Origin of the sequence: Streptomyces sp. NPDC057287, from assembly GCF_042667905.1 — a bacterium.
Classification (GTDB): domain Bacteria; phylum Actinomycetota; class Actinomycetes; order Streptomycetales; family Streptomycetaceae; genus Streptomyces.
Window position 1 is genome coordinate 152984 of sequence record NZ_JBHUYV010000016.1, and the last position, 23370, is coordinate 176353.

Below are 23370 nucleotides of genomic sequence, written 5' to 3' on the forward strand. Positions count from 1 at the left end.
GCGTACGGTTGTTCGTGATCGATCTCAGAGGAAAAGTCGGGAAAGGGAGTCCACGGGAATGCCGCAGCACGTACAAGGGGTCATCGCGCCGGGGAAGAACGAGCCGGTACGGGTCGAGACCATCGTGATTCCGGATCCCGGCCCCGGCGAGGCCGTGGTCAAGGTCCAGGCGTGCGGCGTCTGCCACACAGACCTGCACTACAAGCAGGGCGGCATCAACGACGACTTCCCCTTCCTGCTCGGCCATGAGGCCGCAGGTGTGGTGGAGTCCGTCGGCGAGGGCGTCACCGACGTCGAGCCGGGCGACTTCGTCGTCCTCAACTGGCGTGCCGTGTGCGGCCAGTGCCGTGCCTGTCTGCGCGGACGTCCCTGGTACTGCTTCGACACCCACAACGCGAAGCAGAGGATGACCCTCCTGGACGGCACCGAGCTCTCCCCGGCGCTCGGCATCGGCGCCTTCGCCGAGAAGACCCTCGTCGCCGCGGGCCAGTGCACCAAGGTCGACCCCGAGGTCTCCCCGGCCGTCGCCGGGCTGCTCGGCTGCGGAGTCATGGCGGGCATCGGCGCCGCCATCAACACCGGCCAGGTCGGCCGCGGCGACTCGGTCGCCGTCATCGGCTGCGGCGGAGTCGGCGACGCGGCGATCGCCGGTGCCCGGCTCGCGGGGGCGGCGAAGATCATCGCGGTCGACATCGACGACCGCAAGCTGGAGACGGCGAAGACGATGGGCGCCACCCACACCGTCAACTCCCGCTCAGGCGACCCCGTCGAGGCCATCCGCGAGCTGACCGGCGGCAACGGCGCCGACGTCGTCATCGAGGCGGTCGGCCGACCGGAGACGTACAAGCAGGCCTTCTACGCCCGTGACCTGGCCGGCACCGTCGTCCTCGTCGGTGTGCCCACCCCCGAGATGCAGCTCGAACTCCCCCTCCTGGACGTGTTCGGCCGCGGCGGTTCCCTCAAGTCCTCCTGGTACGGCGACTGCCTGCCCTCGCGCGACTTCCCGATGCTGATCGACCTGCACCAGCAGGGCCGCCTCGACCTGGGTGCCTTCGTCACGGAGACCATCGGCATCGGGGACATCGAGCAGGCCTTCGGCCGGATGCACGACGGCGACGTCCTGCGCTCGGTGGTGGTCTTCTGATGGCCGCCCGCATCGACCACCTGGTCACCTCCGGGACGTTCGCCCTCGACGGCGGCGAGTGGGACGTCGACAACAACGTGTGGATCGTCGGTGACGACACCGATGCCGTCGTCATCGACGCCGCCCACGACGCCGCGGCGATCGAGGCGGCGCTCGGCGGCCGCAGGCTGCGCGCGATCATCTGCACCCACGCGCACAACGACCACATCGACGCGGCCCCGGCGCTCGCCGACGCGACGAACGCGCCGATCCTGCTGCACCCGGACGACCTGCCGCTCTGGCGGCAGACCCACCCGCACCGCACGCCCGACGCCGAACTGGCGGACGGCCAGGTGCTGGAGATCGCCGGCACGCGGCTCACCGTGCTCCACACCCCGGGCCACGCCCCCGGCGCGGTGTGCCTCCACGCCCCGGAGCTGAGCACCGTCTTCACCGGTGACACCCTCTTCCAGGGCGGCCCCGGTGCCACGGGGCGGTCGTTCTCGCACTTCCCGACGATCATCGACTCGATCAGGGACCGGCTGCTCGCCCTCCCGCCGGAGACCACCGTCCGCACCGGGCACGGGGACTCCACCACCATCGGCGCGGAGGCCCCGCAGCTGGAGGACTGGATCGCCCGCGGCCACTGAACGCGACGGGGTTCACCGGTCCGGCCACGCGGAGAGCCGCAGCCCGCTCTCGAAGCGGTGCGGCTCACCCGTGACCGGGTCGGTGAACTCCAGCACCTTGGCCAGCAGTTGCAGCGGTCGCCCGTAGTCCTCCCGCTCGGGCTCGGGCTCCACCACCGGATAGACCGGGTCGTCGGCCAACGGCAGCCCCAGCGCGTTCATGTGGACCCGCAGCTGATGGGTCCGGCCGGTCGCGGGGAGCAGCCGGTAGCGGCCGGACCCGCCCCGGTGCTCCAGCAGCTCGATCCGGCTCTCGCTGTTCGCGGTCCCCGGCTCCTCGCGCGCGGCGATGACTCCGCGCTCCTTGACGATCCGGCTCCGCACGGTGCGGGGGAACGCGAGCCCGGGGTCGTACGGGGCGACCGCCTCGTACTCCTTGCGCACCAGCCGGTCCCGGAACAGCGTCTGGTACGCCCCGCGGTCCTCGGCGCGCACGACGCAGAGCACCAGGCCCGCCGTCAGCCGGTCGAGCCGGTGCGCGGGCTGCAGTTCCGGCAGCCCCAGCCCGTCGCGCAGCCGCGCGACCAGGGTCTGGGTGACGTGCCTGCCGCGCGGGGTGGTGGCCAGGAAGTGCGGCTTGTCCGCGATCACCAGGCGGTCGTCGCGGTGGACGACGCCGATGGGGAAGGGCACCGGCTCCTCGGGCGCGAAGTCACGGTGGAACCAGATATGGCGCCCGGCCGTGTACGGCTCGTCCGCCCGCACCGCGCCGCCGTCCGCGCCGACGAACCTGCCCCCGGCCAGCATGGCGTCCACCCGCTCGGCGCCGACCGCCCCGGCGAACCGTTCCAGCAGGTGGTCCCGGACGGTCGGCCAGGCCCCGGCCGGATCCGCCGGGAACCGCACTCGCACCGGGTCCACGCCCGCGCGCTGGGGGAGCGGGGCGGCGGGCGGTTTCGCCCGACCTCTCATCGCATGGGTCCTTGTCACCGGGGAAAAGCGAAAACCCCCAGGGTGACCTGGGGGTTTTCTACTGGTGTCCGAGGGGGGACTTGAACCCCCACGCCCGATAAAGGGCACTAGCACCTCAAGCTAGCGCGTCTGCCATTCCGCCACCCGGACCGGGTGTCTGTCGTCCGGGCCGTGCCCGTTCCGACGTGGAAAACCATAGCAAACATTCGGGGGTGCTCGATAACGCCCCATGGCATGTGAAAGGCGCGTGACGGGAGCCGGGCGGTCTTGGGTGTGCGGGGCAGGCGCGCGAGGATGAGGGGGAGCACCACCGCGACAGTGGAAGGAAGCAGCGTGAGCGACACCAGCACGGCCCGGACCGGCATCGGTGAGTCCGCCGAGAATGAGGTCGTGGACCTCTGTCGTGACCTGATCCGGATCGACACCAGCAATTACGGCGACCACTCGGGGCCCGGGGAGCGGGCCGCCGCCGAGTACATCGCAGAGAAGCTCGCCGAGGTCGGGCTGGAGCCGAAGATCATCGAGTCCCACAAGGGACGCGCCTCCACCGTGGCCCGGATCGAGGGCGAGGACCCCTCCAAGCCGGCGCTGCTGATCCACGGGCACACCGACGTCGTCCCGGCCAACGCGGCCGACTGGACCCACGACCCGTTCTCCGGGGAGATCGCGGACGGCTGCGTGTGGGGTCGCGGCGCGGTCGACATGAAGGACATGGACGCGATGACCCTCGCGGTCGTACGCGACCGGATGCGCAGCGGGCGCAAGCCCCCGCGTGACATCGTGCTGGCCTTCCTCGCCGACGAGGAGGCGGGCGGCACCTACGGGGCGCGCCACCTCGTCGACAACCACCGGGACCTCTTCGACGGCGTGACCGAGGCGATCGGCGAGGTCGGCGGCTTCTCCTTCACCGTCAACGAGAACCTGCGCCTCTATCTGGTGGAGACCGCGGAGAAGGGCATGCACTGGATGCGGCTCACCGTGGACGGCACCGCCGGGCACGGCTCGATGACCAACACGGACAACGCGATCACCGAGCTCTGCGAGGCGGTCGGCCGGCTGGGGCGCCACCAGTGGCCGGTCAGGGTGACCAAGACCGTGCGGTCCTTCCTCGACGAGCTCTCCGACGCGCTCGGCACCCCGCTCGACCCCGAGGACATGGAGGCGACGCTCGCCAAGCTCGGCGGTATCGCCAAGATGATCGGCGCCACCCTGCGCAACTCCGCCGCTCCCACCATGCTCGGCGCCGGCTACAAGGTGAACGTCATCCCCGGGCAGGCCACCGCTCACGTGGACGGCCGGTTCCTGCCCGGCTTCGAGGACGAGTTCCTGACCGACCTGGACCGGATCCTCGGCCCGCGGGTGAAGCGCGAGGACGTGCACGGGGACAAGGCCCTGGAGACCAGCTTCGACGGGTCCCTCGTGGACGCGATGCAGATCGCGCTGAAGGCCGAGGACCCGATCGCGCGCGCCGTGCCCTACATGCTCTCCGGCGGCACCGACGCGAAGTCCTTCGACGACCTCGGCATCCGCTGCTTCGGCTTCGCCCCGCTGAAGCTGCCGCCGGAGCTGGACTTCGCCGGCATGTTCCACGGCGTGGACGAGCGGGTCCCGGTCGACGGCCTGAAGTTCGGCGCCCGGGTGCTCGACCGGTTCATCGACCACTCCTGACCCGGCACCGCCCTGCGCGCGGCGGAAATCGACAGCCTGTACGCACCTCACCGGAAAGGGTGAAAGGGATCACGGACTCGTAGCCCCCGCACTCTCTCCTCGTTACAGGTGATGCGGTCCGCGGCTGGTACCGCACTTGTCAACCAGGAGGAATCATGATCAAGAAGGTCGTCGCAATCGCGGCTGCTACCGGTGGTCTCGTGCTCGCGGGTGCGGGCATGGCGTCCGCCGACGCCGGCGCCCAGGGTGCTGCCATCGGCAGCCCCGGCGTGCTCTCGGGCAACGTCATCCAGGTCCCGGTCCACGTTCCGGTGAACGTGTGCGGCAACACGATCTCCGTGATCGGTCTGCTGAACCCCGCCTTCGGCAACGCCTGCGTCAACGACTGACGTTGAGCATCAACCCGTAAGGGTGTGAGTCCGGTCGGCCCCGGGAGTGCGCGCCATGCACTCCGGGGCCGCTGGGCATTCGGCCCCGTCACTGCTGTGTCCGGGGCATTTCGGTAGGCAGAAGGCAGGAAGACAACCTATGCGACAGGTCACACGCAAAGGCCTGATCACGATGGCTGCGGCGGGCGGAGTGCTGGCGCTCGGCGGCGGTTACGCGCACGCCGACGCGGGTGCGGCCGGCGCCGCGTCGGGTTCACCGGGAGTGGTCTCGGGGAACTCGATCCAGGTCCCGATCGATGTACCCGTCAACGTGTGCGGAAACTCCGTGGACGTCGTCGGTCTGCTCAACCCCGCGGCCGGAAACGACTGCGGAAACGGATCTTCGGACTCCGGTCATGCGTACGCCCCGGACGGCGGTTCCTCGTCCGGTCACGGTTCCGGCAGCGAGGCGTCCGGGCACGGACGCGGGCACGGGCACGACAGCGCACGCGGCGGCGAGGCGTCCGGGCACGACAGCGGGGCGGGGACGGGCAGGCACCGTGCCTCCGGCACCTCGGCGCAGGCGGAGACCACCGGTTCCCCCGGCATCCTCTCCGGCAACCAGGTGCAGGTGCCGGTGGAGATCGCCCTGAACCTCTGCGGCAACAGCGTCACCGTCGGCGGCCTGCTCAACCCGGTCTTCGGCAACTCCTGCGAGAACGACTCGGAGACGGCCCCGCCTCCCGTCGTGCCGCGGACGCCGCACACCCCGGAGCGGCCGGTCACCCCGCACACGCCCCCGGCTCCAGAGACCCAGCTCGTGGTCGGTGAGCAGCTCGCCCACACCGGTGGGGGCGGGCTCGGCCTGCTCGTCCCGGCGAGCGCGGGCCTTCTGCTCGCAGGCGCGGGCACGGTCCTGTACCGGCGTTCGCGCAGCGCCGCGTAGACGCACCGCGGCACCGGCACGACGAGCGGGTTCCGCACACGCGGGACCCGCTCCGTCCTACCAGGTGGGCCGGAGCTGGCGGATGATGCGGCGGCGCAGCCGCACCCGGCGGCTGCCGTCACGGCGCAGCGTCAGCCGGTCCAACTCCCAGTGCCCGTACTCGGCATGGTCGGTCAGCAGTCGGGCCGCCTCCTTGCGGGACACCCCGCGCGGCACGTACACGTCGATGAATTCGTATTCCGGCATCGCATCTATTGTGCGGGCAGACCCCTGGTACGGATAGCGTCTGTCCCATGTCTGATGCTGCGCAGCCCACCGCTGCCGAGGTACGCGCCGCCGCCGATGCAGTCAAAACCGCGCTCGACCGCCACCTCCAGGCGGTCGAACGCCGTACCGGGGACGACGACCCCGCTGTCTACGACGCGTTCAACGCACTGGCCGCTGCGGCCGAGGTCTACGACGAACTGCTCTACGACCGCCACGACGAGGTCACCCCCTTCGAGATCCCCGGCGCGGAGGACACCCTCCCGCCCTACGCCGGTCCGGAGGAGCCACACGCCGTCAGCGTGCTGATCAGGCGCGACTACGCGGTGGCGGAGCCCGCGCGGCTGATCGCCCAGGCACAGCGGCTCGCCGACCTCGATCCGGACAGCCGGGACGCCGGCGTCCCGACCGTCGCCGACGCGGGCGTCCATGCCGCGCTGGGCGTCGTGTTCGGAGAGTACGAGGCGGACGAGATCGCTTCCCGGCACAAGGAGTTCGGTCTGGAGGAGGGGGACTCCACCCTCTGGGTCTCCGCCGCGGACGAGCTTCCCGAGCCGGGGGAGTGGCTCGGGGCGCCCTTCGACGAGGCCGACCCCGCACTGGTGGTCTGCCGCTTCGACGTCAGTGCGGTCTTCGACGAGGAGGACGAGCTCGACGGGGACCCGGACTCCGTCGTCCCGGAACGCCTCTGACCTCACGGCCTCAGGGCCTCACGGCCTGTCGGCCCGGCGCCCGACGGCCCCGGCGCGAGCGCGCCGGGGCCGTCGGCGTGCTCCCGCGGGGCCGGGGCGGCGCGACTACGAGGCGTCCGGGCTGGGAAGCGCCTCCAGCAGGGGGCGCAGCCGTGTCGTCCGCTCCTGGGCCGGGACCTCGGCCACCGCGCGGGGCAGGGCCTGGTCCACTCCGTGCACCACGGACAGGTGCCGCTCCCCGCGGCTGAACGCGGTGTAGACCCAGGGCCTGCTGAGCCCCTGGGCGGCGTCTCCCGGCAGGACGACCACGACGGCGGGCCAGCGCATCCCGGCCGCCTGGTGTGCGCTCAGTGCCCAGCTGTGGCGTACGGAGGCCTCCACCCGGTCCTGCGCCACGACGACGGGGGTGCCCGCGCAGTCCAGATGCAGGCCCTCGGCGTCCGCCGAGACGACCGCGCCCGGCACGGCCCTGCCGGGCGCGGGGACGTGGACCACCCGGTCGCCGGGGTCGAATCCGCCGAACCTGCCCGGCCCCGGGTTGAGCCGCTGCTTGAGTGCCGCGTTCAGCGCGGTGGTGCCCGCCGATCCGCGGTGTCCGACGGTGATCACCTGTGTGTCGGCGGAGGGCACGCCGATGGCGCGCGGCACCGAGTCGGCCACCAGCTGCACCGTGCGGTGGACCGCCTCACCCGCGTCGCGGACGGGCACGATCACCACCTCCCTGCCGGGCGCCTCGACCTGGGTGAGCTCACCGATGCCGATGCCGGAGACCAGCTCGCCGATCGGTCCGGGGTCGGGCGTGCGCGAGACCACGTGCGGGCAGGCGCGCGCCGCGATCACATCGGCGAACACCCGGCCCGCACCGGCCGAGCCGAGGACCCCCGGATCGCCGCTCAGGACCAGCCGGGTCCCGTCGGCGAGGGACTCCACCAGCATCGCGGCCGTCTCCACGTCGAGCTGCGGGGCGTCCAGCACCACCAGTACGTCCAGTGCGAACGCGCCGTCCGCGTCCCGGCCGGGGCCGTCCTCGCCGGAGAGCAGGGCGGAGAGCGTGACGGCCGACCGCGGATCGCCGACCGCGTCGGCCAGCCTGCGCCGCCCGTCGGGGCTGTGCGTGGTGCCCAGGGCCCGCAGGCCGAGGCTGTGCGCGGCAGCGATCAGTGCGGCGGGTTCCGCCCGGGCGCTCTCGCCGCCGCTGTGGGCGACCAGACCCGCCGTCGCGGCGGCGCGGATGAGCTCGCCCGCCGAGGGGGACGGGGCGGCGGCAGCGGCGTCAGTCCAGTCGGTGCCCTTGTCACAGGAGTTGATCAGCCTGCCCAGGCCGTCCGCGAGGCTCTCCTCGGCCAGTGCGTACCGGTCGAGGCCGAGCAGGACCCGCACGGGCTCCGCCTCGTCCCGCGTCCCGTCCTCGCCCGCCTCGTCGGCGGTCTCCTCCTCCGGCTCCTCCGCGCCCGTGGCGTCGACACCGTCCTGGAAGACCAGCACGACACCCTCGGCGACGGCGTGCTGGACGGCCTCCGCGGGATCGGTGACCGCGAACCCCGCCAGCGCCTTCCGGGCCTCGTCGGCGTCGAGCGCTGTGTGGCCGCGCAGCGCGGCCCGCTCCAGCAGCCATCCCACCAGGGCGGCCGTGCGCCGCTCGTCGTCGGGTCCGCACTCCGCGCCCAGCAGCGCCCGCGCGAAGCCGTCAGCCTGCTCCGGCCGGACACCGGGCAGGGACAGCAGCTGCCACGGGTCGTCCCGGAGGACATCGGCGGCTCCTTCGCCGAGCCTCTCCGCCGCCGGGCGTGCCAGGGCCTCGGGAGCCCCGCCCTCGGTGAGCAAGGTCGCGACCGAGGACGCGGCCTCGGGTGACGCGGCGCGGTGGGCCGACTGCTCGGGGGAGGGGGAAGGACGGGCGGCCGCGGCGGGAGCGGGGGTCGCGCGGCGCGGCGCGGGCGCCGACGCGGGTGAGTCGAAGAAGTCGGTGCCGGGCTTCTCGCCGCTCTCCACCGCGCGGACGGCCGCGAGCAGATCCGCTGCCGGGCCGCTCAGCTTCGTCCCGGCCGCGATGGGACCGTCCTTCTCGGCCTTGCGCTCTTCGATCCGCTGGCGCAGCTCGCGCTGAGCGGCAAGCTCCGCTTCCGCCTCCGACGGCGCGGGCGCCTGCTCCGCCCCTGACGCCCCTGAGGCCCCCTCCGCGCTCTCCGCGCCTTCCGTGCTCTCCGCGCCTTCCGCGCCGCCCTCCTCGGGTGCGCCGGGCGTGTCGGCGGCCTGGACACCGGTGTCCTCGCCGGCCTCGTGGTCCTCGGCGGCGGGGTCCGGGGTCTCTCCCCGGGGATGCGCAGTCACAGCGTGCTCCAGTCCTGGTCGGGATAGCGGTGCACGGGCGCCGACACGTCGTCGAGCGCCTGGCAGATCTCGTCAGGAAGACTAAGCGCCTCCACTGACAACGCCGCGGTCAGCTGCCGCGCGTTGCGCGCGCCGACGACCGGTGCCGCCACCCCCGGCCGGTCCCGCACCCAGGCGAGCGCGACCTGGAGCGGGGTCGTGGCGAGGCCGTCGGCGGCCGTGGCCACCGCGTCCACGATCCTGCTCGCCGCCTCGTCGAGGTACGGCTCGACGAAGGGGGCCAGCCGCTCGGAGGCGCCGCGCGAGTCGGACGGTGTGCCGGTGCGGTACTTGCCGGTCAGCACCCCCCTGCCGAGCGGGGAGGACGGCAGCAGCCCCACTCCCAGGTCCAGCGCCGCCGGCAGCACCTCCCGCTCGACGCCCCGCTGCAGCAGCGAGTACTCCATCTGCGTAGAGGCGAGACGGGTGCGCAGTCCGGGCGCGGCGAGCTGCCAGGTGGCCGCCTTGGCCAGCTGCCAGCCACTGAAGTTGGACACTCCGGCATACCGGACGCGCCCCGACGTCACGGCCAGGTCGAGCGCCTGGAGGGTCTCCTCCAGCGGTGTCACGGGGTCGAAGGCGTGGACCTGCCACAGATCGACGTAGTCCGTCCCGAGCCGCCTCAGGGACGCGTCGAGCGAGGCGAGCAGGTGCCCGCGCGAACCGTCGAAGCGGCGGTAGGGGTCCGGGACGCTCCCCGCCTTGGTCGCGATGACCAGGTCCTGTCGCGGGACCAGGTTGTCCAGGAGGCGTCCGAGCAGGTACTCGGCCTCACCGCCGCCGTACACGTCGGCGGTGTCGACGAGGGTGCCGCCCACGTCCCAGAAGGCCTTGAGCTGGTCGGCGGCGTCGTGTTCGTCCGTGTCCCGGCCCCACGTGAGTGTGCCCAGCCCGATCCGGGACACGCGAAGGCCGGTACGGCCGAGATGCCTCTGCTCCATGGGCGCTGAGATTACTGGCCGGGGCCCCACCGGGTGGAAGCCTGTGGACAACCCGGCCGCCCGGGGCGAGCCTGCCGGATTCCGGCGCCCCGCGCTAGAGTCCCGGGCACAGGAACGTTACTGATCAGTAGAGGAGCGTGGGTATGCGGCTCGGCATCAATCTCGGTTACTGGGGTGCGGGGATGGACGGCGACAACCTCGCCGTCGCCCAGGAGGCCGACCGGCTCGGCTACGACGTCTGCTGGGCGGCCGAGGCGTACGGCTCCGACGTACCGACGGTGCTGGCCTGGGTGGCGGCCCGGACCGAGTCCATCGACGTGGGCTCCGCCATCATGCAGATCCCCGCCCGTCAGCCCGCCATGACGGCCATGACCGCCGCCACCCTCGACTCGCTCTCCGGGGGACGCTTCCGCCTCGGCCTCGGCGTCTCGGGCCCGCAGGTCTCCGAGGGCTGGTACGGCGTCAAGTTCGACAAGCCGCTGGCCCGCACCCGCGAGTACGTCGAGATCGTGCGCAGGGCGATGTCCCGGGAGCGGCTGTCCTACGAGGGCGAGCACTGGACGCTGCCGCTGCCCGACGGCCCCGGCAAGCCCATCAAGCTGACCGTCCACCCGCAGCGCGAGCACATCCCGCTCTACATCGCGGCGATCGGCCCCAAGAACCTGGAGCAGACCGGCGAGATCGCCGACGGCGCCCTGCTGATCTTCCCGTCCGCCGAGCACCTCGAGGAGACGGCGGTGAAGCACCTGCGGGCCGGACGCGAGAAGGCGGGCAGGACGATGGACGGCTTCGACGTCTGCCCGACCCTCCCGCTGGCGATCGGCGACGACATCAACGGTCTCGCCGACATGTTCCGCCCGTACACCGCGCTCTACGTCGGCGGCATGGGCAGCCGCAAGCAGAACTTCTACAACCAGCTCGCCCAGCGCATGGGATACGAGAAGGAGGCCGCCGAGATCCAGGACAAGTACCTGTCCGGCGACAAGGCCGGCGCGGCCGCCGCCGTACCGCACCAGCTGATCGACCAGACCACCCTGCTCGGCTCGGTGGACCGCATCGCCGACCGGATGCAGGCCTACGCGGCGGCGGGTGTCACGACGCTGACGCTCGCACCGGCGGGCTTCACGCTCGACGAGCGGCTCGCGGCCCTGCGCGCCGGGACGGACGCGCTGGAGCGCTCCGGCCTCGCGGCATGACCCTCTAGGGCGGAACCGGCGCAGCGCTACGGCCGTGGTGGGGGCTCGGGGGGTCCTCCCCGCCACGGCCGTCGTACGGAACAACGCGCCGGACCGCCCCGGGTTACGCCCCGTACCCCTCCCGGGACACCCGGGCAGGTCCGGCTTCCGCGCGACGCCCGTTCGGCCCTGCCCGGTCCCGTTCGTGTTGCCTACCGACGCGTACCGAATTTGACTGTGCCTCTGCGGACACCGGTGCGAAAGGTGGCAGTGATGCTCTCGGCAAAGAGTCTGTTCCAGGAGATCCTCGACAACGACGAGTCGTTCCGGCTGTTCTGCTCGATCGCCGCAGGCGGGGAGTCGCAGGGCGGCTGGGAGAACGGGCGCATCGCCGCACTCGTCCCCCCGGGACTCCGTGAGCTCGCGCCCAAGGTCGCCCGGCACGGTGCCGACGAGGACAAGCACGGCCGGATCTTCAACGCCCTGCTGAAACAGCGCGGACTCCAGCCCGTGGCGGTGCCGTACGAGACCGACTACACCCTCCTGCTGGAGCGCCACGGCATCGGCCTCGCCCACGACCGGCTCAGCCGTGAGGAGCCGCTCACCGAGCGGGACGTCATCGTCTACCTGGCCCACAGCAGGGTCACCGAGCAGCGGGCCTCCGAACAGATGCGGCTCCTGCTCAAGCACTTCGCCGACCACCGGGTCCTCGGACGAGCCGTGAGGATGATCTCGCGCGACGAGGACAACCACCTCGCGTACTGCCACGAGGAACTCCTCAGCCTCGCCCGCGCCGGCCACGGCCGGACGATCCAGTCCGTCCTGCGGGAGTGCGCCGAGGCCGAGATCCGGGTGTACCGCGATGTCAGCCTCGCCGTGATGCGTCACATGGGCACCGTGCTGCGCTGGCCCCGGGCCAAGGCCGCCGTGCTGGCCGCGGGCATCCACGCGGTGTACGGCTACGAGCGGCTGGTCGGCTGGCGGCGCATGGTGAGCCTCCGACAGCCCGCCCTGCGTGACCCGCTGGGCGGCCCGGTCGTGCCCGAGACCGAGTACGCCTGAGGCGGGCCGCCCGCCCTACATCCAGCCGCGGCGCTTGAACAGGCGGAACAGCCCGGCGACCGCGACGCCCATCAGCACGATCACCGCCGGGTAGGTCCAGGCCCAGTCGAGCTCCGGCATGTGCCGGAAGTTCATGCCGTAGATGCCGGCCACCATCGTCGGTACGGCGGCCATGGCGGCCCACGCCGAGATCTTCCGCATGTCGTCGTTCTGACGCACGCCCACCTGAGCCAGGTGCGCCGACAGAATGTCCGAGAGCAGCCGGTCGAGCCCTTCCACATGCTCGACGGCACGCGTCAGGTGGTCGTTCACGTCCCGGAAGAAGGGCTGCGACTCGGTGTCGACGAACGGGACCCCCGCGCTCGACAGCCGCGCCATCGGGGCGCCCAGCGGATTGGTGGCCCGGCGGAATTCGAGCACCTGCCGCTTGAAGGTGTAGATACTGGCGGCGGTGTTCGTGGTGTCCCTGGAGCCGGTGGGGGCGAAGACCTGGGCCTCCAGCTCCTCGAGGTCGATCTGGAGCTCCGCCGCGACCTCGATGTAGTGGTCCACCACCGCGTCACTGACCGCGTACAGCACGGACGTGGGCCCGTGCCTGAGGACCTCCGGCTCTGCCTCCAGGCGGCTCCGTACCGCCGCCAGCGGCGCGCCCTCGCCATGCCGCACCGTCACCACGAAGGAGTCGCCTATGAACAGCATCAGCTCCCCGGCGCTCACGGTGTCGTTCTTCGGCTCGTAGACCACGGGCTTGATCACGACGAACAGGGAGTCGTCGTAGATCTCCAGCTTGGGCCGCTGGTGGGCGCGCAGGGCGTCCTCCACGGCCAGAGGATGCAGCGAGAACTCGCTCGTCACCAGGTCGAACTCCTTCTCCGTCGGCTCGTGCAGCCCGATCCAGACGAAGGCGTCCCCGGTGGCCCGTGCCTCGTCGAGGGCATCGGAGAAGTCGGCGGGACCTTCGGTCCGGCGCCCGTTCCGGTAAATTCCGCAGTCGACGATCACCCGCGCATTGTTCCCTGCCGCGAAGGCTTCACGCACCTCTACGCTTGCGGGTATGCCCACGCTCATCCTCGTACGCCACGGACGCTCGACCGCCAATACCTCCGGAGTGCTCGCCGGCCGGACGCCCGGCGTCTCCCTCGACGAACGCGGCGCCGCGCAGGCCGCCGCCCTGCCCGGCCGTCTCTCCGCCCTCACGTTCGCCGCGGCGGTCAGCAGCCCGCTGCAGCGCTGCCGGGAGACGCTCCAGCCACTGCTCGACGCCCGGCCGGAACTCGCGCTGCACACCGAGGACCGGATCAGCGAGTGCGACTACGGGGACTGGTCGGGGCGCAAGCTCGCCGAACTCTCCGACGAACCGCTGATGAAGGTCGTCCAGCAGCATCCCTCGGCCGCCGTGTTTCCCGGCGGCGAGTCCATGCGGGCCATGCAGGCGCGGGCGGTCGACGCCGTGCGGGACTGGAACGCCCGCATCGAGGCGGAGCACGGCGAGGACGCCACGTACGTGATGTGCTCGCACGGCGACATCATCAAGGCCCTCGTCGCCGACGCGCTCGGCATGCATCTCGACCTCTTCCAGCGCGTCCAGGCCGACCCGTGCTCCGTCACCGCGATCCGCTACACGCGGCTGCGCCCGTTCCTCCTGCGCCTCGGCGACACCGGCGATTTCGCGTCCCTGGCACCGCGTGAACAGGCCATCGGGGCCGACGCGGCGGGGGACACGGCGACGGACGCGGCCGTCGGGGGCGGCGCTGGGGCACCGTGATCGCTCCGCGCAGTAGGGTGGACGCGCCGTAGAGGCCTTGCGGGACCTCCCGCAGGGCCCCGGGGCCGCCCCCATCCACCATCTCGATCTCAAGGGAGACAGGACGTGTCCCGTCAGGTGTTCCTCTACGACCCACCGGACCGCTTCGTGGCCGGCACGGTCGGGCTGCCTGGCCGCCGTACGTTTTTCCTGCAGGCATCCTCGCGCGGACGGGTCACGAGTGTGGCCCTGGAGAAGACCCAGGTCTCCGCGCTGGCCGAACGGATCGACGAACTCCTCGACGAGGTCGTCCGGCGGACCGGCGGCAATTCACCGGTGCCCGCCGTGGCCCCCATGGACGTCACCGACACCGCGCCGCTCGACGCCCCCGTCGAGGAGGAGTTCAGGGTCGGCACGATGGCCCTCGCCTGGGACGGCGAGGAGCAGCGCATGATCGTAGAGGCCCAGGCTCTCGTCGAGCTGGACGCCGACTCCGACGACGATCTCGCCGAGGCCGAGGAAAGGCTTCTGCAGGACGAGGAGAACGGCCCGCCGATGCTGCGCGTCCGGCTGAGCGGTGCCCAGGCGCGTGCGTTCGCCAAGCGCGCGCTGGACGTCGTGAACGCCGGCCGTCCGCCGTGCCCGCTGTGCAGCCTCCCCCTGGACCCGGAAGGACACGTATGCCCGCGCCAGAACGGATACCGTCGCGGGGCCTGACGGAGGCCGGGCTGCGTACCCTGCTCGCCGAGGGGGAGCTCACGGTCCTCGGCCAGGTCCGGGGCGCGTCGAACGCGGTCCTGTACTGCGCGGTCGCCCACGGGGGCGAGGAGCGCCACTGTGTCTACAAGCCGGTCGCCGGGGAGCAGCCGCTGTGGGACTTCCCCGACGGCACGCTCGCCCAGCGTGAGGTCGCGGCGTACGAGATCTCCGAGGCCACCGGGTGGGGCCTCGTGCCGCCCACGGTGCTGCGGGAGGGTCCCTACGGCGAGGGGATGTGCCAGCTGTGGATCGAGGCGGACGCCGGGGCCGCCCCCGCCGACGGGCTGCCGCCCCTCCTCGCGCTCGTCGAGACCGAGGAGCCGGGGGACGGCTGGAAGGCCGTCGGCCTCGCCGAGGTGGGGGAGGGGAAGACCGCCCTGCTCGTCCATGCCGACGACCCCCGGCTGCGCAGGCTCGCCGTCCTGGACGCCGTCATCAACAACGGTGACCGCAAGGGCGGGCACCTGCTGTCCGCACCGGGCGGGCGGCTGTACGGGATCGACCACGGCGTCACCCTCAACGCGGACGACAAGCTGCGGACGCTGTTCTGGGGGTGGGCGGGCGAGCCGCTGACGGCCGAGGCCACCGAGGTGCTCGACCGGCTGTCCGCCGGCCTGGAACCGGGCGAGGCGCTGGCCACCCGGATGGGGGAACTGATCACCGCGGCGGAGCTCGACGCCCTGCGAGGCCGTGTGGAGAGCCTCCGGAAGTCCGGCCTGCACCCGCAGCCGAGCGGCGACTGGCCGCCGCTCCCGTGGCCCCCCGTGTGACGTGCACGGCCCCCTCACCCCTGCCGGCAACGGCCCCGCCGCGTCCCGCGCGCCGCGCGGCTGACGCGTCCGGCGCCTGACGGCGTCCCGGCCCGGGGCGCCTTTGTCCCGGGCCGGTCGAAGGAGAACCTTCCCGCGCGCAAGACCGCCTCTTCGGCCACGATCTGCCATCCGGTTCGTATCCGGAAGCATCGTCCGGTTACGCTCATGACATGCATGCCTGGCCCGCTTCTGAGGTCCCCGCCCTTCCTGGCAAGGGCCGCGACCTTCGGATCCACGACACCGCGACCGGCGGACGGATCACCCTTGACCCCGGTCCCGTCGCCCGCATCTACGTCTGCGGCATCACGCCGTACGACGCGACCCACATGGGTCATGCGGCGACCTACAACGCGTTCGACCTCGTTCAGCGCGTGTGGCTCGACACCAAGCGGCAGGTCCACTACGTCCAGAACGTGACCGACGTGGATGATCCGCTGCTGGAGCGGGCCGTGCGCGACGGCGAGGACTGGACCGAGCTCGCGGAGCGCGAGACGGCACTCTTCAGGGAGGACATGACCGCCCTGCGCATGCTTCCCCCGAAGCACTACATCGGGGCGGTGGAGGCGATACCCGGCATCGTCCCGCTCGTGGAGCGCCTCCGCGACGCCGGCGCCGCCTACGAGCTCGACGGCGACGTGTACTTCTCCGTCGAGTGCGACCCGCACTTCGGCGAGGTCTCGGGACTCGACTCCGAGGCCATGCGGCTGCTCTCCGCCGAGCGCGGTGGTGACCCGGAGCGTCCCGGCAAGAAGAACCCCCTCGACCCGATGCTCTGGATGGCCGCCCGTGAGGGCGAGCCGAGCTGGGACGGCGGCACGCTCGGCCGTGGCCGCCCCGGCTGGCACATCGAGTGCGTCGCCATCGCCCTGGACCACCTGGGCATGACCTTCGACGTCCAGGGCGGCGGTTCCGACCTCGCCTTCCCGCACCATGAGATGGGCGCCTCCCACGCCCAGGTCCTGACCGGCGAGCACCCGTTCGCCCGCGCCTACGTGCACGCCGGCATGGTCGCCCTGAACGGCGAGAAGATGTCCAAATCCAAGGGCAACCTCGTCTTCGTCTCGGCGCTGCGCCGGGACGACGTGGATCCCGCCGCGATCAGGCTCGCCCTGCTCTCGCACCACTACCGTGCCGACTGGGAGTGGACCGACCAGGTCCTCGCCGACGCCGTCGAGCGTCTCGCCCGGTGGCGTGCGGCCGTCTCCCGGCCCGACGGGCTCTCCGCCGACGCCCTGGTCGAGGAGGTCCGCGAAGCGCTGGCCGACGACCTGGACGCCCCGGCGGCCCTCGCCGCCGTGGACCGCTGGGCCGAGCGGCAGAGCGCCGCCGGCGGCTCGGACGAGGGCGCACCCGGTCTCGTCTCGCGCACCGTCGACGCCCTTCTGGGCGTCGCGCTGTAGTCCCCGCCCCGGATCACGCCGAACGGCCCCGGACCCCGCGAGAGATCGCGGGGTCCGGGGCCGTCGTACGTGCGGCGGGCGGCCGGGTCAGCCGTCCGAGGAGTCCTCGTCCGGTCCCGCCGGCGGATCCTCGGGCGCCGTGCTCCCGTCGCCGTCCTTCGGCCGCCCCTTCTCGGGGCGCTGCGGCTTCGGCGGCCTCGTCCGACCGCTGGAGGTGTCCCGCAGATAGGGCACGTCGCCGCTCTCCGTGGCATGACCGCCCGGCGCCTGGCCGGGGCCGTTGACATCCCTGCGCCGCAGGTAGCGCTCGAACTCGCGGGCGATCGCCTCGCCGGAGGCCTCCGGCAGCTCGGCGGTGTCCCGGGCCTCCTCCAGCGTCTGCACGTACTCCGCGACCTCGCTGTCCTCCGCGGCCAGCTGGTCGACCCCGAGCTGCCAGGCGCGGGCGTCCTCGGGCAGCTCGCCCAGCGGGATCCGCATCCCGAGCAGGTCCTCCAGGCGGTTCAGCAGCGCCAGCGTCGCCTTCGGGTTCGGCGGCTGCGACACGTAGTGCGGCACCGCCGCCCACAGGCTCACCGCGGGCACCCCCGCATGCGTGCACGCCTCCTGGAGGATGCCCACGATGCCCGTCGGACCCTCGTAGCGGGTCTCCTCCAGATCCATCGTCCTGGCCAGGTCGGGATCCGAGGTGACGCCGCTGACGGGCACCGGCCTGGTGTGCGGGGTGTCGCCGAGCAGCGCCCCCAGGATGACGACCATCTCGACGCCCAGCTCGTGGGCGAAGCCCAGGATCTCGTTGCAGTACGAACGCCAGCGCATGGAGGGTTCGATGCCACGGATCAGCACCAGGTCACGCGGTTTCTCGCCGCCGACCCGGACCACGGAGAGTCGCGTGGTGGGCCAGGTGATCTTGCGCGTCCCGCCGTCCAGCCACACCGTGGGCCGATTGACCTGGAAGTCGTAGTAGTCCTCGGCGTCGAGCGCCGCGAAGACCTCGCCCTTCCACTCCCGGTCCAGATGCGCGACCGCTGTGGAGGCGGCGTCACCGGCGTCGTTCCAGCCCTCGAACGCGGCCACCATGACCGGGTCGACCAGCTCGGGTACCCCCTCGAGCTCGATCACCCAGGCCTCCTTCCGAAGTTCCCTTGTGTACGGACCAACCTTACGGCTTCCGCCCTGTTCCGCCGCAGCCCGTTTGCGTGCGGGGGTGAAGCGTGCCATCACGTGATTCATCCGAGCTGTACCCGGCCGAAAATGATCGATTCTCGCCCGATCCCTGGACTGAGGGGGTCACAGGAGGCTATACATCGGATGACAGCTGAGAGATCCGATGTTATTCCCTGGGGGCGCACATGACTCTGACCGTCACGGATCTCGAGGTCGAGGACATCCGGTTTCCCACCTCGGAAGAGCTGGACGGCTCGGACGCCATGAACCCCGACCCCGACTACTCCGCCGCCTACGTCGTCCTGCGCACGGACGGCGCGGGGGAGGAGGGCCACGGCTTCTGCTTCACCATCGGCCGCGGCAACGATGTCATGGCCGCCGCCATCGGAGCGCTCCGGCCGCACGTCGTCGGACGCCCGGCCCCGCGCACCGCCGCCGACCTGGCCGCCCTCCACCGCACGCTGACGCACGACTCGCAGCTGCGCTGGCTCGGCCCCGAGAAGGGCGTGATGCACATGGCGGCCGGGGCCGTCGTCAACGCGGCCTGGGACCTCGCGGCGGGACTGGCCGGCAGACCCGTCTGGCAGTTCCTGGCGGAGATGACCCCGGAGGAGCTCGTCTCCCTCGTCGACTTCCGCTACCTCACGGACGCCCTCACCCCCCAGGAGGCGCTCGGCATCCTGCGCGCCGCGGAGCCGGGCCGCGCCGAGCGCACCGAGCGGCTGCTCGCCGAGGGGTATCCGGCGTACACGACGTCGCCCGGCTGGCTGGGGTACGACGACGACAAGCTGGTGCGCCTGTGCAAGGAGGCCGTCGCCGAAGGCTTCACCCAGATCAAGCTGAAGGTCGGGGCGGATCTGGGCGACGACATCCGCAGGCTGTCGCTCGCGCGCCAGGCCGTCGGCCCCGGCATCCGGATCGCCGTCGACGCCAACCAGCGCTGGGACGTCGCCGACGCGGTGGAGTGGATGACCGCGCTCGCCCCGTACGACCCGTACTGGATCGAGGAGCCGACCAGCCCCGACGACGTGCTCGGCCACGCCGCCGTGCGCGCCGGCCAGCCCGTCAAGGTCGCCACCGGTGAACACATCGCCAACCGGGTCGTGTTCAAGCAGCTGCTCCAGGCGGATGCCGTCGACTTCGTGCAGATCGACGCCGCGCGCGTGGCCGGCGTCAACGAGAACCTCGCGATCCTGCTGCTGGCCGCGAAGTACGGCGTCCCGGTCTGCCCGCACGCCGGTGGCGTCGGGCTGTGCGAACTGGTCCAGCACCTCTCGATGTTCGACTACGTCGCGGTCTCCGGCAGCTGGGAGGACCACGTCATCGAGTACGTCGACCATCTCCACGAGCACTTCGCCGACCCGGCCGTCGTCGAGGACGGCCGCTACGTCACCCCGCGCACACCGGGCTTCTCGGCCCGGATGCTCCCCGCCTCGATCGCCGGACACCGCTACCCGCAGGGCCCCGTCTGGCAGGCCCGCCGCACACCCGAGGAGACCTCCCGATGACCGGTACGCAGGACTTCGACGGACTGTCCGCCCTGGTGACGGGCGGCGCATCCGGTATCGGGGCCGCCGTGGCGACCCTGCTGCTCGCCCGCGGGGCCCGCGTCGCGGTGCTCGACCGCGATCCCGAGGGTGCTCCCGGGGGAGCGCTCGCACTCGAGGCCGACGTGACGGACGACGACGCCGTCCGCGGCGCGGTGGACCGGGCCGCCGAGGAGCTGGGCGGCCTGCACACCCTGGTCTCCAACGCCGGGATCGGCTCGATCGGCACCGTGGAGGACAACACCGACGCGGAATGGGCCCACGTGCTCGACATCAATGTGCTCGGCATGGTCCGCACCGCCCGCCACGCCCTGCCGCACCTGCGCCGCGCCGCCGCCGGACGGCCGGGGGCCGTGTCGATCACCCAGACCTGCTCCATCGCCGCGACCGCCGGTCTGCCGCAGCGCGCGCTCTACAGCGCGAGCAAGGGCGCCGTGCTCTCCCTCACCCTCGCCATGGCCGCCGACCACGTCCGGGAGGGGATCAGGGTCAACTGCGTCAACCCGGGCACCGCGGACACCCCCTGGATCGGCCGGCTGCTGGACCGGGCCGAGGACCCGGCCGCGGAGCGCGCCGCGCTCGACGCCCGCCAGCCCCTGGGGCGGCTGGTCTCCGCCGACGAGGTCGCCGCCGCCGTCGTCTACCTGGCGAGCCCGGCGGCCGCGTCCGTCACCGGGACCGCGCTCGCCGTCGACGGGGGGATGCAGGGGCTGCGGCTGCGCCCCGCCGCCCCCTCACAGGGTTGAGCGCAGCCACTGCTCCACGCTCGCCACGTGCACCGTCGCCCAGGACCGGGCGGCCTCCGCGTCCCGGTCCCGCATCGCGGCGAGGATGGCCCGGTGCTCGCGCAGGGTGCGGGCGACCGCGTCCTCCTGGGTCAGCCCGCGCCACACCCTGGCCCGCGTCGTGGGGCCGGACAAGCCGTCCAGCAGGGAGCACAGCACCGAGTTGCCGGAGTGCCGGACGATGCCGCGGTGGAACTCCAGATCGCCGGCGACGAGCGCCTCGACCGAGGGGTCCGGCCCCAGCGCGTCCAACTGGGCACTCAAGGCGTCCAGTTGTTCGTCATCGATGCGCAGTGCCGCCATCGCCGTGGCGGCGGGCTCCAGGATCCTGCGGACGGCGAAGAACTCCAGCACCGTGTCGTCCCGGTGGAAGTCCACCACGAAGCTGAGCGCCTCCAGGAGCAGCTGCGGATCCAGGCTGGTGACGTAGGTTCCGTCGCCCTGACGGACGTCGAGGATCCGTATCAGCGAGAGGGCGCGCACCGCCTCGCGCAGCGAGTTGCGCGACAGGCCCAGCTCGGCCGCGAGTTCGCTCTCCTTGGGAAGCCGGTCGCCCGGGGTCAGCGCACCCGAGACGATCATCTCCTTGATCTTCTCGATCGCTTCGTCGGTGACGGCCATGTGGGGCCTCCTCGCGCACAAGACATCCGATGTATGGCCTCATTATGCGGCCACACATCGGTGCGCGGACCCCGAGGGGCGGTGAAGGGCGCCGTACGGCGCGGACCGCGCCTCCGGACCGAGGAGCCCGGACCGTGCCTCCGGCGCCGCGGGTCAGTCCCAGAGCGTGGAGGGCGCCTCACGCCGCACGACCGGGGCGATCTCCTCGGCGAACCTCTGCAGCGTCTCCAACTGCTCCTCGTGCGGCAGCCCGAAACCGTCCACGGTGACCGACTGGAGATCGTGCCGGTAGGCGGTGTGGAAACCGAGGATCTTGTCGATGATCTGCTGCGGGGAACCGATGAGCTGGGGGCCGTCGGCCATCGCGTCCTCGATCGTGCGGAACGGCGTGTTGTAGCCGGCCCTGCCCGCCAGGTGCGGCTTGAAGGACTGGGCGACCTTGGCCTCGTACAGCGCCTTGTAGCGTTCGACGGCCTTTCCCGGGGTGTCCGCGATCAGCAGGCCGCCCGACCCCGCCGCCACCCGCGCGTCCGCCGGGTCGTGCCCGTACGCCTCGAAGCGCTCGCGGTAGTGGCCGATGAGCCGCGCGTAGGCCTCACGGGGCTGGATCGCGTTGGCGGTGAACAGGGGATCGCCGTGCCGGGCGGCCAGATCGGGGGAGTTGAGACTGGTCGCCGAGCCGTGCCAGACACGCGGCGCTCCGGCGTAGGGCCGCGGCACCGTCGTCACGTTCTTCAGCGGCGGCCGGAACTCCCCCTCCCAGTCCACCCCTTCCTCGCTCCAGAGCCGCCGCAGCAGCTCGTACTTCTCCTTCTGCAGATCCCACTGCCGATCCTCGTCCAGCCCGAAGAGGCTGAAGTGACCGGCCTCCGCGCCCTTCCCCACGACGAGCTCGATCCTGCCCCGCGCGATCTGGTCGAGTGTCGCGAACTCCTCCGCCACCCGCACCGGATCGAGGATCGCGACGACCGTCACCCCGGTCAGCAGCCTGATCGTGGAGGTGCGGGCGGCGAGCGCCCCCAGCACCACACCGGGGCTCGACGAGAGGAACGGACCGGAGTGCCGTTCCCCGATCGCGTACGCGTCGAAGCCGAGCCGCTCCGCCGCCTTGCCTGTCCCGATCACCTCGTGGAACCGCTCGGCGGCCGAGGGGAGCGCACCCGTCAGCGGATGCGGGGCATGGCCGATGAGGGAGAGCACGGAGAACTTCACGGGGGACCTTCCTTCCGTGGTGCGGTGGGCGGTCAGGCGGTCAGGCGGCCGGGAGACCGAGGTGGCCGCGCAGGGTCCGGGCGGCGTACGCGGTGCGGAAGAGGCCGCGCCGCTGCAGGACGGGCACCAGCCCGGTGACGACCGCGTCCAGGTCGTCGGGGAGCACCGCGGGCCGCAGCCGGAAGCCGTCGGCGCCGCCCTCGCGGAACCACTCCTCCAGGAGGTCGGCCAGACCCTCGGGCGTGCCGGAGAATATGGCGGCGTCCGAGGTGAACGGGGCTCCGGCGGCCTCCTCCAGACCGGCCGACCGCGCGTCGGCCGCCTCCTGGCTGTCACCCAGTACGACGTTGACGTCGGCGAGGACGCGCAGCGCCCCGGCCGGCCGGCCCGCCGCCTCCCGCAGCGACTCGACCTCCTTGCGGATGCCGATGAGGTCAGCGGTGTCGGCCGGGGTCACCAGGACGACGTCGCCGTGTGTGGCAGCCAGCCGGTAGGGGACAGTGGCGTGCGCGAGCAGCACCAGCGGCGGCCTGCCCTGCGCGGAGCGCGCGCCGGCGCCCCAGGCCCCGGTCGCCTCGGCCAGGAACTCATCAGCCCGCGCGAAGAGTTCGGCGACCTTCCGGTCACCCTCCGGTGTGCCGAGGACCTTCAGCAGCCGGGCGTGCTCCAGGTCGCTCGTCGTGACCCGGGGCCGCACCCCGGCCCGTCCCGCGCTCAGATGGTCGAGCGTGGCGATCCGGGTCGCCCAGGCGCCTGGGTCACCCGTCGTCGGACCCAGCGGGACGAGCCCGATCCGGTCGGTGACCTGCGCGGCCAGGGTGAGGAGCAGCCCGGAGTCGAGCCGCCCGGGGCCGTCCTCCACCGTGATGAAGTCGAGCAGCCCGGCCTCGGCGCCGCGCACGAGCCGGACGTACTCCTCGGGGGTGAAGGCCCTGGTGGGCGCGGCCGGATGAGATCCGGCGCCGTTCAGCGCCGCCGACAGATGGAATCCCTGGGGTTCGGACATCTCTCCACTGTCCCCGCGTCACATTGCACCCGTGTGGCGGCGGCATGGCACGTCCACCGGATCCGTGCCGCAGCGCCCGCCCGCCGGACATGGCGCAGGGGCGGCCT

Annotated in this window: 23 protein-coding genes and 1 tRNA gene; 14 read left to right on the plus strand and 10 right to left on the minus strand. The window is 72.3% G+C overall.

The features are described from left to right. Window positions 1-58: 58 nt before the first annotated feature. Window positions 59-1144, plus strand: coding sequence for an S-(hydroxymethyl)mycothiol dehydrogenase (locus ACFUNE_RS27995; protein WP_383573760.1), 1086 nt, complete (start codon window positions 59-61; stop codon window positions 1142-1144). After that, the gene (locus tag ACFUNE_RS28000; RefSeq protein WP_383573762.1) at window positions 1144-1773 is read left to right on the plus strand and encodes an MBL fold metallo-hydrolase; all 630 of its coding nucleotides are present in this window, start codon (window positions 1144-1146) and stop codon (window positions 1771-1773) included. Before ACFUNE_RS27995 ends, ACFUNE_RS28000 begins: the two co-directional genes overlap by 1 nt. 12 nt (window positions 1774-1785) lie before the next feature. On the opposite strand, the gene ACFUNE_RS28005 is transcribed toward ACFUNE_RS28000, so the two are convergent. Then, a complete protein-coding gene (locus tag ACFUNE_RS28005; protein ID WP_383573764.1) occupies window positions 1786-2724 on the minus strand; it encodes a pseudouridine synthase in 939 nt (312 codons plus the stop codon). Between the two features lie 62 nt (window positions 2725-2786). Beyond that, window positions 2787-2874, minus strand: a tRNA-Leu gene (locus ACFUNE_RS28010). A 144-nt stretch (window positions 2875-3018) separates the two neighbouring features. On the opposite strand from ACFUNE_RS28010, the gene ACFUNE_RS28015 reads away from it, so the two are divergent. From ACFUNE_RS28015 to ACFUNE_RS28025, 3 genes are all read left to right on the plus strand, one after another. Continuing rightward, on the plus strand, window positions 3019-4392 hold the full coding sequence (locus tag ACFUNE_RS28015) for a M20/M25/M40 family metallo-hydrolase (RefSeq protein WP_383573766.1): 1374 nt from the start codon (window positions 3019-3021) through the stop codon (window positions 4390-4392). Window positions 4393-4547: 155 nt separating this feature from the next. Then, window positions 4548-4781: a chaplin ChpH gene (gene chpH / locus ACFUNE_RS28020; RefSeq protein WP_329212748.1), complete on the plus strand. Its 234-nt coding sequence runs from the start codon at window positions 4548-4550 to the stop codon at window positions 4779-4781. Between the two features lie 139 nt (window positions 4782-4920). After that, entirely contained in the window at window positions 4921-5706 is a 786-nt protein-coding gene (locus ACFUNE_RS28025; protein WP_383573769.1) for a chaplin, read from the plus strand. A gap of 57 nt (window positions 5707-5763) precedes the next feature. Here ACFUNE_RS28025 and ACFUNE_RS28030 read toward each other — a convergent pair whose 3' ends face one another. Further along, entirely contained in the window at window positions 5764-5952 is a 189-nt protein-coding gene (locus ACFUNE_RS28030; RefSeq protein ID WP_053930948.1) for a DUF5703 family protein, read from the minus strand. Window positions 5953-5999: 47 nt separating this feature from the next. Between ACFUNE_RS28030 and ACFUNE_RS28035 the strand changes: the two genes are divergently transcribed. Continuing rightward, window positions 6000-6662, plus strand: a complete 663-nt coding sequence (locus ACFUNE_RS28035; protein WP_383573771.1) for a hypothetical protein — start codon at window positions 6000-6002, stop codon at window positions 6660-6662. A 105-nt stretch (window positions 6663-6767) separates the two neighbouring features. Here the strand turns inward: ACFUNE_RS28035 and ACFUNE_RS28040 are convergent, their stop codons facing one another. Beyond that, window positions 6768-8993, minus strand: a complete 2226-nt coding sequence (locus ACFUNE_RS28040; RefSeq protein ID WP_383573773.1) for a helix-hairpin-helix domain-containing protein — start codon at window positions 8991-8993, stop codon at window positions 6768-6770. Continuing rightward, entirely contained in the window at window positions 8990-9973 is a 984-nt protein-coding gene (locus ACFUNE_RS28045) for an aldo/keto reductase (protein WP_383573775.1), read from the minus strand. Before ACFUNE_RS28045 ends, ACFUNE_RS28040 begins: the two co-directional genes overlap by 4 nt. A 143-nt stretch (window positions 9974-10116) precedes the next feature. Here ACFUNE_RS28045 and ACFUNE_RS28050 point away from each other — a divergent pair, with 143 nt between their 5' ends. Together ACFUNE_RS28050 and ACFUNE_RS28055 are read left to right on the plus strand one after the other, a co-directional pair. Beyond that, entirely contained in the window at window positions 10117-11169 is a 1053-nt protein-coding gene (locus tag ACFUNE_RS28050) for an LLM class F420-dependent oxidoreductase (protein ID WP_383573777.1), read from the plus strand. Window positions 11170-11421: 252 nt separating this feature from the next. Continuing rightward, window positions 11422-12210, plus strand: coding sequence for a ferritin-like domain-containing protein (locus ACFUNE_RS28055; protein WP_383573779.1), 789 nt, complete (start codon window positions 11422-11424; stop codon window positions 12208-12210). A 15-nt stretch (window positions 12211-12225) separates the two neighbouring features. On the opposite strand, the gene corA is transcribed toward ACFUNE_RS28055, so the two are convergent. Then, window positions 12226-13212: a magnesium/cobalt transporter CorA gene (corA, locus tag ACFUNE_RS28060; RefSeq protein ID WP_383573781.1), complete on the minus strand. Its 987-nt coding sequence runs from the start codon at window positions 13210-13212 to the stop codon at window positions 12226-12228. 52 nt (window positions 13213-13264) lie between these two features. On the opposite strand from corA, the gene ACFUNE_RS28065 reads away from it, so the two are divergent. From ACFUNE_RS28065 to mshC, 4 genes are all read left to right on the plus strand, one after another. After that, the gene (locus ACFUNE_RS28065) at window positions 13265-13975 is read left to right on the plus strand and encodes a histidine phosphatase family protein (RefSeq protein ID WP_383573783.1); all 711 of its coding nucleotides are present in this window, start codon (window positions 13265-13267) and stop codon (window positions 13973-13975) included. Between the two features lie 105 nt (window positions 13976-14080). Beyond that, on the plus strand, window positions 14081-14671 hold the full coding sequence (locus tag ACFUNE_RS28070; protein WP_329227024.1) for a DUF3090 domain-containing protein: 591 nt from the start codon (window positions 14081-14083) through the stop codon (window positions 14669-14671). Further along, complete coding sequence (locus ACFUNE_RS28075; RefSeq protein WP_383573785.1) at window positions 14635-15483, plus strand: SCO1664 family protein; 849 nt, start codon at window positions 14635-14637, stop codon at window positions 15481-15483. Before ACFUNE_RS28070 ends, ACFUNE_RS28075 begins: the two co-directional genes overlap by 37 nt. Before the next feature lie 212 nt (window positions 15484-15695). Beyond that, window positions 15696-16925 (plus strand): cysteine--1-D-myo-inosityl 2-amino-2-deoxy-alpha-D-glucopyranoside ligase, encoded by a 1230-nt coding sequence (gene mshC / locus ACFUNE_RS28080; protein ID WP_383573787.1) that lies wholly within the window; start codon window positions 15696-15698, stop codon window positions 16923-16925. Between the two features lie 87 nt (window positions 16926-17012). On the opposite strand, the gene ACFUNE_RS28085 is transcribed toward mshC, so the two are convergent. After that, a complete protein-coding gene (locus ACFUNE_RS28085; RefSeq protein WP_383573789.1) occupies window positions 17013-18047 on the minus strand; it encodes a PAC2 family protein in 1035 nt (344 codons plus the stop codon). A 230-nt stretch (window positions 18048-18277) separates the two neighbouring features. Between ACFUNE_RS28085 and ACFUNE_RS28090 the strand changes: the two genes are divergently transcribed. Further along, the gene (locus ACFUNE_RS28090; RefSeq protein WP_383573791.1) at window positions 18278-19600 is read left to right on the plus strand and encodes an L-fuconate dehydratase; all 1323 of its coding nucleotides are present in this window, start codon (window positions 18278-18280) and stop codon (window positions 19598-19600) included. Then, a complete protein-coding gene (locus ACFUNE_RS28095; protein WP_383573793.1) occupies window positions 19597-20385 on the plus strand; it encodes an SDR family NAD(P)-dependent oxidoreductase in 789 nt (262 codons plus the stop codon). Before ACFUNE_RS28090 ends, ACFUNE_RS28095 begins: the two co-directional genes overlap by 4 nt. Here ACFUNE_RS28095 and ACFUNE_RS28100 read toward each other — a convergent pair. From ACFUNE_RS28100 to ACFUNE_RS28110, 3 genes are all read right to left on the minus strand, one after another. After that, window positions 20374-21045 carry a FadR/GntR family transcriptional regulator gene (locus ACFUNE_RS28100; protein ID WP_383573795.1) on the minus strand — a complete coding sequence of 224 codons (672 nt, stop codon included), beginning with the start codon at window positions 21043-21045 and terminating at the stop codon, window positions 20374-20376. The genes ACFUNE_RS28095 and ACFUNE_RS28100 overlap by 12 nt on opposite strands. A gap of 153 nt (window positions 21046-21198) precedes the next feature. Next, complete coding sequence (locus ACFUNE_RS28105) at window positions 21199-22257, minus strand: LLM class flavin-dependent oxidoreductase (protein WP_383573797.1); 1059 nt, start codon at window positions 22255-22257, stop codon at window positions 21199-21201. Between the two features lie 40 nt (window positions 22258-22297). Next, complete coding sequence (locus tag ACFUNE_RS28110) at window positions 22298-23263, minus strand: LLM class flavin-dependent oxidoreductase (RefSeq protein WP_383573799.1); 966 nt, start codon at window positions 23261-23263, stop codon at window positions 22298-22300. Window positions 23264-23370 lie beyond the last annotated feature (107 nt).

Bases quoted from the DNA above. Each gene is read 5' to 3' on its own strand.
- ACFUNE_RS28030 (WP_053930948.1), bottom strand. From the start codon at position 5,952: ATGCCGGAATACGAATTCATCGACGTGTACGTGCCGCGCGGGGTGTCC.
- ACFUNE_RS28110 (WP_383573799.1), bottom strand. From the start codon at position 23,263: ATGTCCGAACCCCAGGGATTCCATCTGTCGGCGGCGCTGAACGGCGCC.
- ACFUNE_RS28075 (WP_383573785.1), top strand. From the start codon at position 14,635: ATGCCCGCGCCAGAACGGATACCGTCGCGGGGCCTGACGGAGGCCGGG.
- ACFUNE_RS28100 (WP_383573795.1), bottom strand. From the start codon at position 21,045: ATGGCCGTCACCGACGAAGCGATCGAGAAGATCAAGGAGATGATCGTC.
- ACFUNE_RS28035 (WP_383573771.1), top strand. From the start codon at position 6,000: ATGTCTGATGCTGCGCAGCCCACCGCTGCCGAGGTACGCGCCGCCGCC.
- ACFUNE_RS28045 (WP_383573775.1), bottom strand. From the start codon at position 9,973: ATGGAGCAGAGGCATCTCGGCCGTACCGGCCTTCGCGTGTCCCGGATC.
- ACFUNE_RS28000 (WP_383573762.1), top strand. From the start codon at position 1,144: ATGGCCGCCCGCATCGACCACCTGGTCACCTCCGGGACGTTCGCCCTC.
- ACFUNE_RS28015 (WP_383573766.1), top strand. From the start codon at position 3,019: ATGAGGGGGAGCACCACCGCGACAGTGGAAGGAAGCAGCGTGAGCGAC.
- ACFUNE_RS28050 (WP_383573777.1), top strand. From the start codon at position 10,117: ATGCGGCTCGGCATCAATCTCGGTTACTGGGGTGCGGGGATGGACGGC.
- chpH (WP_329212748.1), top strand. From the start codon at position 4,548: ATGATCAAGAAGGTCGTCGCAATCGCGGCTGCTACCGGTGGTCTCGTG.
- ACFUNE_RS28005 (WP_383573764.1), bottom strand. From the start codon at position 2,724: ATGAGAGGTCGGGCGAAACCGCCCGCCGCCCCGCTCCCCCAGCGCGCG.
- ACFUNE_RS27995 (WP_383573760.1), top strand. From the start codon at position 59: ATGCCGCAGCACGTACAAGGGGTCATCGCGCCGGGGAAGAACGAGCCG.
- ACFUNE_RS28055 (WP_383573779.1), top strand. From the start codon at position 11,422: ATGCTCTCGGCAAAGAGTCTGTTCCAGGAGATCCTCGACAACGACGAG.
- ACFUNE_RS28025 (WP_383573769.1), top strand. From the start codon at position 4,921: ATGCGACAGGTCACACGCAAAGGCCTGATCACGATGGCTGCGGCGGGC.
- ACFUNE_RS28095 (WP_383573793.1), top strand. From the start codon at position 19,597: ATGACCGGTACGCAGGACTTCGACGGACTGTCCGCCCTGGTGACGGGC.
- mshC (WP_383573787.1), top strand. From the start codon at position 15,696: ATGCATGCCTGGCCCGCTTCTGAGGTCCCCGCCCTTCCTGGCAAGGGC.
- ACFUNE_RS28090 (WP_383573791.1), top strand. From the start codon at position 18,278: ATGACTCTGACCGTCACGGATCTCGAGGTCGAGGACATCCGGTTTCCC.
- ACFUNE_RS28065 (WP_383573783.1), top strand. From the start codon at position 13,265: ATGCCCACGCTCATCCTCGTACGCCACGGACGCTCGACCGCCAATACC.